The sequence below is a fragment of the Cytobacillus sp. MT66 genome, from assembly GCF_058792595.1.
In genome coordinates, this window is record NZ_JBXAFB010000013.1 from 78,648 (window position 1) to 94,405 (window position 15,758).

The window sequence follows — 15,758 nt, forward strand, 5'->3', positions numbered from 1 at the left end:
TAAAAACAAACTAGACAAATTATATCATTTCCAAATCCTTTCGTCATATATTAGGGAGGATTAGCATTAAATAGGGGATTTTTATTACAATAATAGGTGAGGGATTATAATACGAGGAGACTTTATATGATTTTAATTTTGTTTTTTTTATTGGGAGCTGCAATTAGCGTGTTATCCGGATTCTTTGGTGTAGGCGGTGGTTTTATCCTTACGCCACTTTTGATGCTATTCGGGTATTCCCCAATCGAGGCTGTTACCACTAGTCTTTTATTTACACTTGGAACATCCTTTTCCGGAATTACTACACATATTCGACTAAAAAATATCATTTGGAAATATGGCCTGATTCTTGGCTTTAGCGGAGTTGTAGCCACCCAGCTTGCAAGGCCTTTTGTCTTATTGCTCGAAAGAAAGGGATGGGATGAAACGGTGATTCCGATCTTTTACATCATCCTTCTCGGTTATTTTGCAATAACCATGCTAAAACAGGGGAAAAAGGCGACAGCGCAACAAAGTGATTCCGCTAACCGGCCATCTATCATAAAAATGATTTTCATCGGAGCTTTTGCCGGATTTGTTTCCACGACTTTAGGAGTGGGCGGGGGATTTATTATTGTTCCTCTTTCAGTTGCCTTTTTGGGGCTCGAGCCTAAAAGGGCGGTTGGGACCAGCCTTTTTACCATTTTTATCATTGTTCCGGCAGCCTTTATTTCCTATGCGTTAACTGTGCCGATAGATTATAAATTAAGTCTGCTGCTTGTGGCAGGGGGGCTGATTGGTACATCCTTTGGAGCAAAGCTGACTGTATATTATGAGAACCGTGAAGTGAGCCTTCTATTGGGAACAGTCTATATTGCGACGCTGATCAGTGTAGCGCTAAAGCTGTTCAACCTTGGAATGGCTGGTCTGGTCATCCTTGGATTATTCATTGTCTATTTTTTAATTAGATCTGTAATGAAAGTACAGTTTTACAAAAGAAAAGTGAGGGAGTCCTCCTAAAAAAGGGCCTGATATTCCGCTTAAACTAGCGGCTATCAGGCCCTTTTTTATATTAAGATAAACTTCTTCGCTTTTTTTCATGCTTGGCTGGGTAGTTGGCATCCGATGAAAACATATAGTTTCTCTCATGATACTTAATGCTGAATATTAATCCCATGGCGAGCATATTGCCCATCAATGAGCTTCCCCCGTAGCTGATGAATGGCAGCGGAATCCCTGTAATTGGCAGCACTTGGATAGTCATGCCAATATTTTGGAATACATGAAAAGTAATCATGCTAATGATGCCGACACAAATATACGTATTGAACGGATCCTTTGAATCCATGGCGATTTTGGTTAAATGATAGATTAAGATAAAATACAGGCTGATGACAATGCTTCCGCCGATAAAGCCATATTCTTCGCCAATAACACTAAAGATAAAGTCTGTGTGGCTATCGGGAATGTACACTTGCCGATCACCGAAGCCTTTGCCTGTGAGCAGTCCTGATCCAATGGCCAATAACGATTTATAAAGCTGCATTCCGGCCCCTTGTCTAAACTCAACAGGATCCAGCCAGGAATAAATGCGGTAAAATTGATAAGTATCAACCTTTAGATATTTCTCCAGAATTTCGGGAGCTCTTATGGCAAGATAAAAGATAATACCTGCAAATACTCCCCCAAGACTATAAATGGGAACAATAATTTTCCATGAAATCCCTGAAACTAAGACGATTCCGGTGAAAATCGCAATGATGACAAGGGCTGTCCCCAAATCATCTGCAATAATTAATCCTAATGGAACAACTGTAAGAAGTCCCAGTTTTACTAATAAAATAAAATCCGTTTTCAGCGTCTTTACAATATACTTTTCATAATGGCTTACAATGACTTTGCTTAGCGCAATAATAAGGAAAACCTTGACAAACTCAGAAGGCTGGATAGATCCAAGCTTTGGGATCTTATACCAGAGCCTTGCTCCTTTAATTTCCGGAACAAGTGCTTCAGGTGCGATAAGAAGTCCGACTAGAAGCAAAATACCTATTCCATATAAGAACCAGCTGAGCCTCCTGATTTGCTCCATGTCGAAGTACATGATTCCTGCAATAATAATAATTCCGATGATATAATTTTTGATTTGGCTTATGACGAAGTTTCCCTCGTATTGCCCTGATGCTTGTCCGCTGTATATGGCTGTACAGCTGATTAGAAAAAATAAAAATAATAATAGACATAAGGTCCAGTCAAACCGATCCGATATTTTCATAGGTTTAGTCATCGTTATACACCTGTTTTTCGTTCAAAAGTTACATTCATCGTAACAAAGATGAAATACCCTAGCAATCAAAATGGGTAATGAATCAGTTCTGCACCGACTACATTAGGTGCGAAATAAACATCGTGGCAATTCCAAAGTATGCGACAAGCGAGAAAATGTCATTTAGTGTCGTAATAAGCGGACCTGAGGCGACTGCCGGGTCAATGTTAACCCGATATAGTACTAATGGAATAATCGTGCCTGCAAGGGTTCCGATGATTAAGGTCAGGAATAAAGAAAGCCCGACTACAACGCCCAATATAGCGCTGCCTTGCCAGATAAAAGCAATAAGCGAAATAAGAATTCCGCATACAAGTCCGATAATCAAGCTCACACCAAACTCTCTCATAATTAGCCTGGTAATGACCTTCTTATTAATATCATTGGAAGCAAGACCCCTGACAACAACGGCAAGAGATTGCGTGCCGGTATTTCCAGTCATCCCTGAAATCATTGGCATAAAGAAGGCTAATGCAACAACCTTTTGCAGTGTCTCTTCATAGCCGCTGATAATGCTGCCGGATAATATTCCGATAAATAAAAGCAAAATCAGCCATGGCAGTCTCCGATAGGCAGCCGTGAAGGCTTTTGTTTCGAAATCAATCGACTTTCCTGTGGCAGAAAGTTTCTCAAAATCCTCGTTAGCTTCCTGGATGACGACGTCGATAATATCGTCAACGGTGACAATCCCCATAAGAACATTTTCTTCATTTACCACGGGAATGGCCATGAAGTCGTACCGTTCAATCAGTCTTGCCGATTCTTCTTGATCGGAGGTTACCTGAACGGAAATCACACGCTCATACATAATATTTCTGATTAATTCGTCCGGTTCGGCTATGAGCAGGTCCCGATAGGAAACAACTCCAACCAGTTTTCGATCATGGTCGATGACATATAAGTAATTAATGGTTTCTGCAAATTCGGCAAACAGCTTTAATTTTCCAACTGCATCCATGACGGTATAGTAATCCCTTATCCAGACAAACCGGTTGGTCATGAGGCGCCCGGCAGTTTCCGGAGGATATTTCATGATGTCCTGAACAATCTGTGATTCACTTTTTTTCATTCCGGAAAGCAAGGAGGCAATTTTCTCCGGCGATAGTTCATCAAGCAAATCAGCCAAGTCATCATTGTCCATTAAATCAAGGACCTTACCTGTTTTTTCGATGCCCAATTTATTTAAGACATTCAGCTGATCTTCCTTGGTGAGCTCTTCGATTAAATCAGCCAGCCTGTCTATTTTCATGAAAATTAAAAAGCGTGCTTTATGCTTCTCTGGCAGGTTCTTGTAAATTTGTGCAATATCATATGGCTGAAGTTCATCAAGAATGGTTTCAAATTCTTTTTTCTTGTTATCCTTTAATGCCTTTATTATGTGAAGAGTGATTTGATCCTCTGACATGCTTTGAATCATACTTCTCACACTCCTTTCACTTAAGAGGGAATTCAAACAACAAATCCAGCTTATTATATAATAAATCCCATTAACATTATAAAAAATTTTGATCTTGCTTGGAAAGGAAGTATTATTACCATATTAAGGGCAAATGGCGATTTTGAAAGAAAAAGTTCAAATTGTTGTAAAAATTTTTCCTTAAATATGCAAAACTTTGATATTATTTAGATGAGTATTGCAGAAATTGGTTTCTTACTATCTTTTCGGGGGTTTCACCATTGAAAAAAAGGAATCATAGTATTCGGGATATCATTTATATTCATTTAAATGAACGTGATCAATACGTTCTTACATATGGTATTGAATTCCAGGAATTTGCCAAAAGTTTATTCTATTCGCTTAACAATCTTCTTTTGCTCAAGTCAAAATATGAGGATGGGGACTTTAATATGCATACCCTTCTCGAATATGTGCCTAAAGATAAATTGCCTAAGCTGATGGAAGAGGATGTTTATGGGTACGGCGATTTTTGCTGGATTGATTTTGAGGAGGAAGAAGACCTCAATGAACTTTCTGGGCAGGCCATTGCCGAACTTCTTTACTTGGGTCATTTAAAAGAACATCTAAAGCCGCCTTTTTACAATCATTTGGGAAACAGATACGTTTATTTGGCCCATGATGATGGGTGGATTAATAAAACCTATTACCATGATTTTGGGGACTTTTTTAAGATGATTGGCGAAGTAATACCGGGGAAGATGGCTGATTCCAAGGTGGAAAAGACATTGCTCGGAATAAAGAAGAAAAGATCTTATCCGCCAATTCCAATCGAAATTCTCCGGTCATTAAAGCAGCTTATGAGAGAGGGTGCGGTATTTTCAATTAAAGATAATGAGCAAAGCCGCACGAAGATTGAAATACCAATCTGGATTGCTGGCGATTTTTCCGATATGGATGAGATGTATGAGAATTATGAAGCAGTCTCAAAGGAGCCTTGCCATGCCAAGCTTGCTTTTGATAAAAAGCTAAGGGAATGGAAAGTGTATCTTTAAAACATTTTCATCAAAGAAAAATGATGTATAATAGAGGCATAAAAACTTTATATCATTATGAAAAAGGTGTCTATCAAATGCATTGTTAATTATCTGCATTTGAGGACTTAAAAGGGAAGTTGGTTAAATTCCAACGCGGTCCCGCCACTGTAATTGGGAGCTAAGCTGCAAATGCCACTATACAACAAGTATGGGAAGGCGCTGCTTTAAGCAATGACCAAAAGCCAGGAGACCTGCCTGATTTCTGCGCGCCATAACCTACGAGGATAGGAGGTGTTTGAAGCAATGGCTTACTTGTTCTTTACATTGCTAATTTCAAACATCTCCTTTTATCTTGGAGATGTTTTTTATTTGGCCTTTAGCTTTCGGTAAGGAGTTAATCAATTTGAAGACTAGAAAAATATTAGCTTACATTCTTGGAATGTGTTTTTTAATTTCATCAATATTATTGGGCATCTCTATTGGCACGGTCTCTGTTCCTGTCTGGGATATTGTATATATAATTAGCGCTAAGCTTTTTGGATTGCCGCCAAGTGATTCGATTAATCCAATGTATGTCAATATTGTCATGAATATCAGGCTTCCTCGGGTGCTTCTTGCTGGCTTAGTTGGCGCTTCATTAGCCATCGCCGGTGCTGCCTTTCAAGGGTTATTGCGGAATCCGCTTGCTGATCCGTATACGCTTGGTGTTTCTTCCGGTGCCTCAGTTGGTGCTGTGATTACCTTATTTTTCGGTCTGTCTATTCCATTCGCGGGAAGTTTTACCTTGCCTATTTTGAGTGTATTATTCTCCCTCATCACCATTTTCCTTGTGCTGCTGTTTGCCCGTAAAGTGGAGAGGTCCATGAAGGTTGAAACCATTATTTTAACTGGCATTATATTCAGCTCTTTCTTAGGAGCGATAATTTCACTCATGATTGCCTTAACAGGAGAAGAGCTAAGGATGATTATCAGCTGGCTTCTTGGCAGTGTATCCATGCGAGGATGGCCATATGTCCAAATAATCCTGCCCTTTTTCATTGCTGGCTCTGTACTGCTCCTTCTGAATGGGAGAGAGTTAAATGCCATGTCTTTTGGGGAAGAGCGTGCGAAGCATATCGGTGTAGACGTTCAGAAGCGAAAGATGCTTGTGCTGATCGCAGGCTCTATTCTAACTGGTTCAGCAGTAGCTGTATCAGGGACAATCGGCTTTGTGGGACTGGTAATTCCTCATTTAACAAGATTATTATGGGGACCTGATCATCGGCATCTATTGCCTTTGTCAATTTTAACAGGCGGAAGCTTTTTAATTCTTGCAGATCTGGCGGCAAGAACCATTATCACCCCAGGGGAGCTGCCTATCGGTGTAATTACAGCCATTATTGGGGCCCCAGTATTTGCAGTCATCCTCCTGAATAGACGTCCAGAAAGAAGAGGGTAAAGATGCTTAATGTTCATAAGTTAACTGGCGGCTATTCTTCTGCCGCTATCATTAAAGATGTATCCTTTGAGCTTGAAAAAGGCGAGCTTTTAGGAATTATTGGCCCAAATGGGAGCGGGAAGACAACCTTGATTAAAATGCTGACAGGTATACTTCCTTATGAAAGCGGCGAAATCGTTCTTAAGGGAAAATGTGTAAAGGACTACACTGCAAAGGAATTGGCGAAAATTCTTGCTGTTCTTCCCCAGCATTCCTTTCATTCGTTTTCCTATACCGTAAAAGAGACGGTCTCCCTCGGAAGGTATGCTCACCAAAAAGGCTGGTTTCAGTCCTGGTCGGAAAGAGACGAATCCATTGTAAACGAGGCCATGGATCAAACAGGAGTTATTTCATTTGCAGATCATTATGTACATGAATTGTCAGGGGGCGAAAGGCAAAGGGTTTACTTAGCCCAGGCTCTTGCTCAGGAACCGGAAATTCTGTTGCTAGATGAGCCGACAAACCATCTTGACCTGTCCTTTCAGAAGGAACTGCTTGATTTATTGCGGGGCTGGACAAGGGAAAGAAACCTGACCGTTATTTCAATTTTTCACGATCTGAACCTTGCTGGTCTTTATTGTGACCGTTTATTGCTTTTAGAAAGTGGCGAGGTTCAAATTGATCACTTGCCAAATGAAGTGCTCAAAGAGGATCGAATCCGCAAGGTTTATAGGACAGACATTCAAAAGCAGCCGCATCCAATAGTACCTGCTCCGCAAATAGTTTTATTGCCTGATCATGCGAGTGATGAACCAAGCGCATTCATTAATGAGGATCTCCTGGAACAATCGGATCAGCATATTGTCCTAAAATCCCCTATCCCGCTTCGTACAATGTCTTCTGGCGTAGTCGGTTCAGGAACAGGCTGGTATCAGGTGTTTGTCAACCGTCATGTCAGCAAGGATTATAATTGTGATGATCATAAGCAGGAAATGACAGCCTATTTGAAAAAAAATGGTTTTGAACCAAGTGATGCCGTCGGGATGATGACGGCTGTTGTACTAGATGATGTCAGCTTCAAGTACGTGGAGCAGGGTGATTTTTCTGTTTTCGTTGTGGTTACAGCAGGGGTCGGAAATGCCGTTGACGCTTCTAAAGGTACGGAGCACTGCTTTCACCCACTGCCTGGCACCATCAATACATGGGTGTTTGTCAATGGAGATTTAGCTGAGGAGGCTTTTATTCAAAGCATTATGACGGCTACCGAGGCGAAAGCTAAGGCCATGCTTGATCTGAAAATTATTGACCCTGTCACAGGAACGATTGCCACTGGAACTTCTACTGACAGTATTTTGATTGCCGCTTCGCAAAGGGGACAAAGGCATGACTTTGCTGGAACCATTACCCCTTTAGGGAAGGTAATCGGACAAACCGTTTATTCATGCACGGCTGAGGCAGTCCGGAAAAGCCGCAAAAGAGTGAAGAAATGATGCTATACCACTTGATTGCCCTAACGATTGCTGTTGTTATTGATCTTGCAGTTGGTGATCCTCCGAGTTGGCCGCACCCGGTCAAATGGATAGGCTCCTTGATCAATCAGCTTGAAAAGGGCTTGAACAGCGGGGAGTTAAAGAAGTTAAAAGGTCTCCTCATGCTTATCATGGTTCTGCTGACTGTCGGGGGGATTTCTGTTGGCATTGTTTATCTCTTCTATAGCATTCATCCGGCTATAGGAATTCTTGCAGAAGCATTCCTTATCTCTAGTACGATTGCCCAAAAAAGCTTAAAGGAAGCGGCCCTTACGGTATATGACCCGCTGGAAAAAGGCAGTCTGCCTGAGGCCCGTGAAAAGCTATCATATATCGTTGGAAGGGATACGGACCAGCTTGGTGAACCGGAAATCGTCAGAGCAGCTGTTGAAACGGTTGCAGAGAATATAAGCGATGGAATTACTGCCCCATTATTTTGGGCTCTTATTGGCGGAGCGCCGCTAGCACTAATATACCGTGCCGTTAATACATGTGATTCAATGGTTGGATATCGGAATGATAGGTACCTGGATTTTGGGTGGGCCTCAGCACGGTTTGATGATGTGCTGAACTTGATTCCAAGCAGACTGACCTCTATTTGCATTCTTTTAGGAAATCGGCCGCAATTTACCGGGACAAAAAAGGTGTGGGAAATTGTGCTGCGTGATGCGAAGAAGCACCCTAGTCCTAATTCAGGCTGGGGGGAAGCGGCCGTGGCGGCTATTTTAGGCGTCCAGCTTGGCGGAGTCAATTACTATAAAGGCATAATGTCAGTACGCGCCACTATGGGGCCAAGCCCGCCTTACGCTGAATTAAATAAAAGTCACATACTTAAGGTGAATCAAATTACATCAAAGTCGGTTCCGTTATTTTTGATGATGCTTTGGCTAGGGGGAATGTTCATTGAAATGGCCGGCACATGGATCTAATCCGCAATATTTATATGAAGCAATGAATCTTGTCATGCCAGAGGAAAAAATAGATTTTAGTGCAAACATTAATCCGTTAGGACCGCCTGCCCAATTAAAAAGGAATTGGCCGCAGCTGTTCGAGATGATAGCAGACTATCCTGATCCAAAAGGGAAATGCTTAAGGCGCAGAATTGCAGTGAAAGAGGATCTGAATGAGGAACAAATTTTAATAGGAAATGGCGGTGCAGAGCTGATTTCCCTTGTGGGAAGAATGCTAAGGGGAAAAAGAGCATTGATTATCCAGCCAGCCTTTTCAGAGTATGAAGCGGCCTGCCGGACCAATGGGTGCAGGGCAGATTCCTTTCTGCTAGAGGCTGGGCGCTGGGACCTAAATCTGGAGAAGCTTTGCAGCCTGATTATTCAGTATGATGCCGTATTCTTATGCAATCCATGTAATCCTACTGGGATTTATTATTCTAAATCTGAAATACAAACACTAGCTGAAACCTGCAAAGAACATGGATGTCTATTAATCATTGATGAGGCCTTTTATGACTTTGTCGCTGAATATGAATCTATTACTGATTGGGTAAAGGATTATGAACATATCATTATCATCCGGTCGATGACCAAAATGTTTGCCATTCCCGGATTGCGCTTAGGATATGTTATGGCAAGCGAAGCTATCATCCGAAAACTTGCCTGTATGCAGCCTCATTGGAGTATGAATGCTCTGGCGTTAAAAGCAGGGGAATGGTGTCTTGATAGTGATAAATATATTGAGGAAACCCGGGAGCTTATTGCGCGTGAAAGAAATCGTTTATTTGCATTTTTTGCAGAAAAACATTTCTTGAGCTCGCCATCAAGGGTAAATTTTTATCTTTTAAAAGATCCTTTGTTAGGTAACCAGCTGCCGCTCTTTGAATTTTTCCTCCAGCAGGGGATTATCCCAAGGCATACGATGAACTTTATTGGATTGGAAGGAGAATGGCTCCGCTTCGCTGTAAAAGGTCCACAGCATAACTATATTCTTATGGAGGCGCTTAAAAAATGGCGGAATCTTCCTTAATTTTTATCAGTGGCGGAGTCAGAAGCGGGAAGAGCTGTTTTGCCGAAAAACTTGCTGCTGATTATGCAAATAAGCAAAATGGACAGCTTCATTATATTGCCGCGGGGCAGGCAAGTGATTTGGAGATGGAAAATAGGATTGAAAAGCACAGGCATGATCGCAAGAAGAGCGGCTTACATTGGACGACATGGGAACAGCCTGTCGGGTTAAAAAAAATTGCGGGGAATTTTTTGAAGACTGATATTATTCTGCTTGATTGCTTAACTACATTATTAAACAATGAATTATTTAGCCATGCGTCTGACTTGAAGGATCAAGCCTTTCAACAGCAGGTGATGAATTCTATTATCGAGGGAGTCAATCAAATCAGGAAAAACGCCTGTGTGCTGATTATTGTCAGCAATGAGGTATTACATGAACCGCTGGGAAGTAATGAGCTTGTTCTTGCCTACAGCAAAATCCTAGGAAAGCTTCATCAGAGGATAGTAGAGAGAGCAAGCCAGGCATTTCTGATAGAAGCAGGCATTCCTTTGCTGATGAAAGGAAGGGAGCCGAAATGCAATGGCTAAAGGGCCTGCTGATTAATTTGCAGTTCTTCACTTCGATTCCGATACGCCTGGAGCTGCCGATGGATAATGTTCATTTAGAAAAGGCGATAAGATCTTTTCCCTTTCTTGGACTTATTCAAGGCGGCATCTATGCCTTTGTCCTATATGCTATTTCCAATTGGACACCTTTCTCTGTCCTGACAGCTGCCTTCTGTCTGTGGCTGGCAGGAATATTTCTTACGGGCGGCATTCATCTTGATGGATGGATGGATACCAGTGATGCCTTCTTTTCCTATCAGGAAAGGGAAAAACGGCTTGAGATCATGAGTGACCCGCGAACAGGGGCCTTCGGAGTTCTTTCTGTTATTGTGCTGTTAAGCTGCAGGTTCTTCTTCATTTATGAAATTATTGAAAGATTGAAGCCTGATTCTTATTGGCTGATCGCCTTATTGCCCTTTTTTAGCAAGATGGTCATGGGGGTGCTGCTAATAAAGGTGAAAAGTGCCAAAAAAGCGGGGCTGGGGTCGTTATTTAAGCAGGCAGCAAATAACAGAACATTGAAATCCTATCCAGTGTATTTGCTCATTTTGCTTATTCCTGCTTTCTTATACAGCCGAGAGCTGCTTTTGGAAATTCTGATTGTTTTTTGTGCATCATTGCTTATCCTGCTGTTTTTACATAAAAAAGTCGTGAGCTGGTTTGGCGGAATGACTGGGGATGTACTTGGGGCAAGTGTGGAAGGAACGGAGGTGCTGCTGTGGATGACACTCTGGCTATTGCATTATTTCGCCATGGGCTGACAGAGGCAAATAAGCGCCATGCCTATTTAGGCTGGTCAGATTCTAAGCTTTGTCCAAATGAAGGAAAAAAGATTTGTCCACCGGGATCCGCTTATGAGATTCTTTTTTCGAGTGATTTGGGCAGATGCCTTGAAACAGCAAAACTAGTGTTTCCTTTCATGCAGCCATTTATCTTGCCGGATTTGAGGGAAATTAATTTCGGATGCTGGGAACAAATGACGTATGAGGAATTAAAGGAGGATGCTGTTTATCGGCGATGGCTGTCAGACCCATTGACAGAAAGGCCGCCAGAAGGCGAAGCATTTTCCGAATTTACTGCAAGGGTAGATCGGGGATTTGAAGCAGCCATAAAGACGACGTTCCAGTCGAATGCAAAACGGGCAGCTATTATCACACACGGCGGGGTGATCCGTTTTCTTCTGACAAAATGGGCCCCTGAGAAAAAAGGATTTTGGGACTGGAAAATTGAATATGGGCAAGGCTATGAACTTATTTGGAAGCGTGATTATCTTAGGGAGGGAAAACGATGCATTTTATTACAGGAGGTTCCTTTAATGGAAAGTCAAAATGGGTAAAGGAATATTATCAATTAGAGGAAGCCTCTTATCGCTGGATCTCCTGTTATGAAAAAAGCTTCCCGTCCGATATCATGGCAACTATAGAAGGTGAAGATCTTTTAATTATCGAAGGTGTTGAAACGTTGCTGAAGGGATGGGCCTTAATGTTTGATCTTAATCAGTCGCGGAAGAAATGGCAGCTGCTGCTAAATCAATTAGCGGCATGGGAAAATCATGACTCTAAGCGAAAGGTCATATTAATAGGGACCGATATCACCAAAGGAATTGTACCTGTTTCTGAAAAAGAACGTAAATGGCGGGATCTAACAGGCTGGGCCTACCAGGATGCAGTTCAAGCGGCAAAATACGCTGATCTAATCTGGTATGGGATTAGCCAAAAAATAAAATAAGGGGCTGTTGAAAATGAAAATTTATACTCGTACAGGCGATAAGGGTAAGACAAGTATTATCGGCGGGAGAGTGGAAAAAGACGATATTCGCGTGGAAGCCTATGGAACAGTTGATGAGGTAAACTGCTTTGTTGGCCAGGCGGTGACACAATTAAGCCCAGAAAAATTCCAGGATGTGCTTGGCGATTTGGAGAAAATTCAGCATGAGTTATTTGATTGCGGCGGCGATCTTGCTAATGTGATGAAAAACCGAGAGCTCAAGCTGAAACAAGAGTCTATTGACTACTTAGAGAAAAAAGTGGATGAATATACGGACGAAGCACCCAATCTGGAACGCTTTATACTGCCTGGAGGAACCCCGGCAGCAGCGTCCATTCATATTGCCCGTACTGTAACAAGGAGGGCTGAAAGACTGGTAGTTTCCCTAATGAAAGCCGATCCTGAGGTTTCCGAAATCCCCTTGAAGTATTTAAATAGGTTATCAGATTATTTCTTTGCTGCCGCAAGGGTAATCAATTTCCGCTTGAACGAAAAGGATGTGGAATATATCCGCAGTGCCAAGGTCTTTCGCGATGTAAAGCCGAAGGAGGATAAGAAGTGAAAAGCTTAAGATTGGCTTTGATCAGCCTGCTGATCGCTCTTACAGTCATTGGAGCGGCCATCAAGATACCAGCTGTGATAGCGAGTGTGGCGTTAGACTCCTTTCCTGCCTTGCTGGCTGCTGCCCTTCTAGGCGGGCCGGCCGGTGCGGCTGTTGGTGCCTTTGGGCATTTGCTCTCTGCATTTTTAGGCGGAATGCCAATGGGGCCTTTTCATGGGATCATTGCCATAGAAATGGCGATTTTAGCCTTTGTTTTTTCATTAATTTACCGCAGGGGAAATAAGCGGCTGGCAGGAATGGTCTTCTTTCTGGGAAACTCGCTAGCGGCACCTGTCCCTTTTATTTTTTTCATGGGTACATCATTCTATTTTTCCATCGTTGGGTCTTTAATGATAGGCTCTGCGATAAATACAGCTATCGCACTTGTTTTAATTCCAAGGTTGGCACATCTGCTTAAGCCTATTCTTGTAAAGGCAAGTGCTCATCGTTGAGGGATGTTCAAGTGATTCCGTTCAGCAAAGGGGAGTCCATTATTATTGCGTGCGATAATAGCGGGGCCATTGGGGTCAAGGAAATGGATGCTGTTCATGTCCCTTATGAGATGGTTTCTTATTTCTGTTTCAGAACGGCGGTTATGGAATGTATGGCAGCTGGAGCTTCTCCCTTTGCTTTGACTGTGCAAAATTTTTGCGGTAATGCGGCATGGAAAGACCTAATGAATGGGATCAGCCAAGGTAAGAAGGAGCTGGGCATGGAAGGAATTTCGGTAACCGGCAGTACGGAAAGCAATTTTTCCCTTATGCAATCCGCGATTGGCATAATGGTCCTTGGCAAAAGGAGTAATAGTGTTATAGGCGAAGTGCCAATTACCGACAGGGTACAACTGGCTGTGATTGGTGCACCTTTAGTTGGGAATGAAGTAATGGAAAGAAAGCAAGAGATTGCCCCGCTGTCCTTATTCAAACAGTTCTGTTCCATGCCGGATATTGTTTTGCAGCCGGTAGGATCAAAGGGAATTCTATATGAACTGAATCAGATTTTCGCTGATAGAGGCTTCGAGGAGCACATGGTCCAGGTCCAGACAACGATAGACCTGAAAAAATCCTCAGGACCATCTACATGCTTTATTATTGCTTTCCCAAAGGAAAAAGCGGGGGAAGTTCAAACAATGGCAGGCCAATATTTTCATGAAATAAACATAGAATTGAAGTGAGAAAGTTGCTAAATGTATATGTCGCAAGACACGGAGAAACGCAGTGGAATACCGAAATGCGTTCACAGGGAAGACTGGATTCAGCTTTAACAGAAAAAGGAATTAAAGATGCTCTTTCTTTAGGAGACCGGCTAAAGGATATAGACTTTGTCAGAATCCTATCCTCGCCCAGCGGAAGAACCGTTAAAACAGCTGAGCTTGTGAAGGGTAACAGGGCCATACAGCTGGAAACGGATGAACGGTTGATGGAAATTGATTTAGGGGTATGGCAGAGGTTAACGCAAAAGGAGATAGAAGAACGCGACCCTGAAGCCTTTTATGCCTACTGGAATGACCCTTCCTCATTTAGAGGTGCAAAAGGAGAAACCTTTCTTGATGTCCTCCATCGAGTGGATGAGTTTTTTGCAGATCTGCAAAAGAGCCTATCATCCGGCAATGTCCTTGTTGTCACACATGGCGTGGTCATCAAAGCGCTTTACCTGCTTTGCCGAAAGTGGAATATTGATCAAATTTGGGCGCCGCCGTTTATCCATGGTACAAGCTTAACCATTGTAAGAATAGAAGAAGGGAAGATGGAACTTCAGCTTGAGGGATGTACGAAGCATTGCAAGGAATCATAGAAAAGGGCGCAGAAATTAAATCTGCGCCTTTTTCTATGCTGTCAGCTAGCTTTAGCTGTCTGCTGCAGCTTGGATATTGATTTTTTGCAGCTTACTTTGTCTGCGATGACAGTTATGGCGCCATCACCGGTTACGTTACAGGCAGTTCCGAAGCTGTCTTGTGCTAAATAAAGAGCAATCATTAATGCAAGCATGGTGTCGGTAAATCCCAGCATGGATTCAAGCAGGCCGAGGGCAGCCATAACGGCACCTCCAGGAACTCCGGGAGCTGCAATCATTGTAATGCCAAGCATTAATATAAACGGAAGTAATGTAGAAAAACTTGCTGTCTGTCCCTGCAGCATCATGACAGCAATGGAGCAGCTGACAAGTGTAATCGTACTTCCGGATAGGTGAATCGTCGCTAATAAAGGAACGGCAAAATCAGCTGTCTTTTCACGTGCGCCAATTTTTTTAGCATGTTTTAATGTAACGGGAATGGTCGAAGCAGAAGACTGTGTTCCTAATGCTGTGAAATAGGCAGGGAGCATTTCTTTCAACATTTTTAGCGGGTTTTTCCTGGCTGCACTTCCTGCCACTGAATATTGAACAAGCAAATAAATAATATGAAGAGCGATAATCATAACAAATACTTTGGCAAATACGCTCATGATGGCACTAACTTGTCCGCCTTGAGTCATGTTCGCGAAGATACCAAAAATATGGATCGGCAATAAAGGGATAATCGTCTTTTCGATTAACTTTTCTACGATATCACGGAAATCATTCATAGCGTTTTGCAGGGCATCCCCTTTAATGGATGCTAACCCTAATCCAATTGTAAAGGCCATAAGCAGCGCGGACATGACACCCATAATAGGCGGCATATCCACCGTAAAATAGGGTGAGAGCAAAGCTTCTTCCGGATTTCCAAATTCTTTTAAACTTTGATTCTTTAAAATGACTGGGTAGAGAGTTGTAGCGGTAAAGTAGGCAAATAGACCGGCAATGATTGTTGAACCATAAGCGATCCCAGTTGTAATGCCAAGAAGCTTGCCCGCCCCTTTTCCCATTGTTCCAATTCCAGGTGCGATAAATCCGATAATGATCAGAGGAATGGCAAATCCCAGGAAGTTGCCAAACAATCCGTTAAATGTGGCAAAAATTTTTGTAAGCCAATCTGGAGAAACCAGACCAACGGCAATACCTAATCCTATGGCTAAAATTATTCTAGGGAGTAGTCCAAACTTCTTCATTGTGTCCTCCTTAAATGAACAGTTGTATTCTTTAGGTGGATTATAACGTATTTTTAGAGGGAAGTTAATAAAAAATTACTATCTAATAAAAAGCAAAATGATTATATTAATTC

General features: G+C 42.3%; 17 protein-coding genes and 1 riboswitch. Of the genes, 14 read left to right on the top strand and 3 right to left on the bottom strand.

Going from position 1 to position 15,758, the window contains the following annotated elements:
- Window positions 1-126: 126 nt before the first annotated feature.
- Window positions 127-999, top strand: coding sequence for a sulfite exporter TauE/SafE family protein (locus AC1Q59_RS19820; protein WP_492367597.1), 873 nt, complete (start codon window positions 127-129; stop codon window positions 997-999).
- 52 nt (window positions 1,000-1,051) lie between these two features.
- Here the strand turns inward: AC1Q59_RS19820 and AC1Q59_RS19825 are convergent, their stop codons facing one another.
- Both AC1Q59_RS19825 and mgtE read right to left on the bottom strand, forming a co-directional pair.
- Window positions 1,052-2,263: an FtsW/RodA/SpoVE family cell cycle protein gene (locus AC1Q59_RS19825; RefSeq protein WP_492367598.1), complete on the bottom strand. Its 1,212-nt coding sequence runs from the start codon at window positions 2,261-2,263 to the stop codon at window positions 1,052-1,054.
- A 97-nt stretch (window positions 2,264-2,360) separates the two neighbouring features.
- On the bottom strand, window positions 2,361-3,719 hold the full coding sequence (mgtE, locus tag AC1Q59_RS19830; RefSeq protein WP_492367599.1) for a magnesium transporter: 1,359 nt from the start codon (window positions 3,717-3,719) through the stop codon (window positions 2,361-2,363).
- Between the two features lie 260 nt (window positions 3,720-3,979).
- Between mgtE and AC1Q59_RS19835 the strand changes: the two genes are divergently transcribed.
- From AC1Q59_RS19835 to AC1Q59_RS19895, 13 genes are all read left to right on the top strand, one after another.
- Entirely contained in the window at window positions 3,980-4,753 is a 774-nt protein-coding gene (locus tag AC1Q59_RS19835) for a hypothetical protein (protein WP_492367600.1), read from the top strand.
- 47 nt (window positions 4,754-4,800) lie between these two features.
- A riboswitch (cobalamin riboswitch) is annotated at window positions 4,801-5,008 on the top strand.
- Window positions 5,009-5,174: 166 nt separating this feature from the next.
- Window positions 5,175-6,173: a FecCD family ABC transporter permease gene (locus AC1Q59_RS19840; RefSeq protein ID WP_492367635.1), complete on the top strand. Its 999-nt coding sequence runs from the start codon at window positions 5,175-5,177 to the stop codon at window positions 6,171-6,173.
- Window positions 6,174-6,175: 2 nt separating this feature from the next.
- A complete protein-coding gene (locus AC1Q59_RS19845) occupies window positions 6,176-7,642 on the top strand; it encodes an adenosylcobinamide amidohydrolase (RefSeq protein WP_492367601.1) in 1,467 nt (488 codons plus the stop codon).
- A complete protein-coding gene (gene cbiB / locus AC1Q59_RS19850; RefSeq protein ID WP_492367602.1) occupies window positions 7,639-8,610 on the top strand; it encodes an adenosylcobinamide-phosphate synthase CbiB in 972 nt (323 codons plus the stop codon). The genes AC1Q59_RS19845 and cbiB overlap by 4 nt, the downstream gene beginning before the upstream one ends.
- Complete coding sequence (gene cobD / locus AC1Q59_RS19855) at window positions 8,585-9,661, top strand: threonine-phosphate decarboxylase CobD (RefSeq protein ID WP_492367603.1); 1,077 nt, start codon at window positions 8,585-8,587, stop codon at window positions 9,659-9,661. The genes cbiB and cobD overlap by 26 nt, the downstream gene beginning before the upstream one ends.
- Complete coding sequence (locus AC1Q59_RS19860; protein ID WP_492367604.1) at window positions 9,643-10,230, top strand: bifunctional adenosylcobinamide kinase/adenosylcobinamide-phosphate guanylyltransferase; 588 nt, start codon at window positions 9,643-9,645, stop codon at window positions 10,228-10,230. The genes cobD and AC1Q59_RS19860 overlap by 19 nt, the downstream gene beginning before the upstream one ends.
- A complete protein-coding gene (cobS, locus tag AC1Q59_RS19865) occupies window positions 10,218-11,009 on the top strand; it encodes an adenosylcobinamide-GDP ribazoletransferase (protein ID WP_492367605.1) in 792 nt (263 codons plus the stop codon). The genes AC1Q59_RS19860 and cobS overlap by 13 nt, the downstream gene beginning before the upstream one ends.
- On the top strand, window positions 10,967-11,584 hold the full coding sequence (locus AC1Q59_RS19870) for a histidine phosphatase family protein (protein WP_492367606.1): 618 nt from the start codon (window positions 10,967-10,969) through the stop codon (window positions 11,582-11,584). The genes cobS and AC1Q59_RS19870 overlap by 43 nt, the downstream gene beginning before the upstream one ends.
- Window positions 11,536-11,976 (top strand): bifunctional adenosylcobinamide kinase/adenosylcobinamide-phosphate guanylyltransferase, encoded by a 441-nt coding sequence (locus tag AC1Q59_RS19875; protein WP_492367607.1) that lies wholly within the window; start codon window positions 11,536-11,538, stop codon window positions 11,974-11,976. Before AC1Q59_RS19870 ends, AC1Q59_RS19875 begins: the two co-directional genes overlap by 49 nt.
- A gap of 13 nt (window positions 11,977-11,989) precedes the next feature.
- Window positions 11,990-12,577 (top strand): cob(I)yrinic acid a,c-diamide adenosyltransferase, encoded by a 588-nt coding sequence (locus tag AC1Q59_RS19880; protein WP_492367608.1) that lies wholly within the window; start codon window positions 11,990-11,992, stop codon window positions 12,575-12,577.
- Complete coding sequence (locus tag AC1Q59_RS19885) at window positions 12,574-13,068, top strand: ECF transporter S component (RefSeq protein ID WP_492367609.1); 495 nt, start codon at window positions 12,574-12,576, stop codon at window positions 13,066-13,068. Before AC1Q59_RS19880 ends, AC1Q59_RS19885 begins: the two co-directional genes overlap by 4 nt.
- Window positions 13,065-13,790, top strand: coding sequence for an ATP-binding protein (locus AC1Q59_RS19890; RefSeq protein ID WP_492367610.1), 726 nt, complete (start codon window positions 13,065-13,067; stop codon window positions 13,788-13,790). Before AC1Q59_RS19885 ends, AC1Q59_RS19890 begins: the two co-directional genes overlap by 4 nt.
- Window positions 13,787-14,410: a histidine phosphatase family protein gene (locus tag AC1Q59_RS19895; protein WP_492367611.1), complete on the top strand. Its 624-nt coding sequence runs from the start codon at window positions 13,787-13,789 to the stop codon at window positions 14,408-14,410. The genes AC1Q59_RS19890 and AC1Q59_RS19895 overlap by 4 nt, the downstream gene beginning before the upstream one ends.
- A 41-nt stretch (window positions 14,411-14,451) precedes the next feature.
- Here the strand turns inward: AC1Q59_RS19895 and AC1Q59_RS19900 are convergent, their stop codons facing one another.
- Window positions 14,452-15,645, bottom strand: coding sequence for a dicarboxylate/amino acid:cation symporter (locus tag AC1Q59_RS19900; RefSeq protein WP_492367612.1), 1,194 nt, complete (start codon window positions 15,643-15,645; stop codon window positions 14,452-14,454).
- Between the last annotated feature and the right edge of the window lie 113 nt (window positions 15,646-15,758).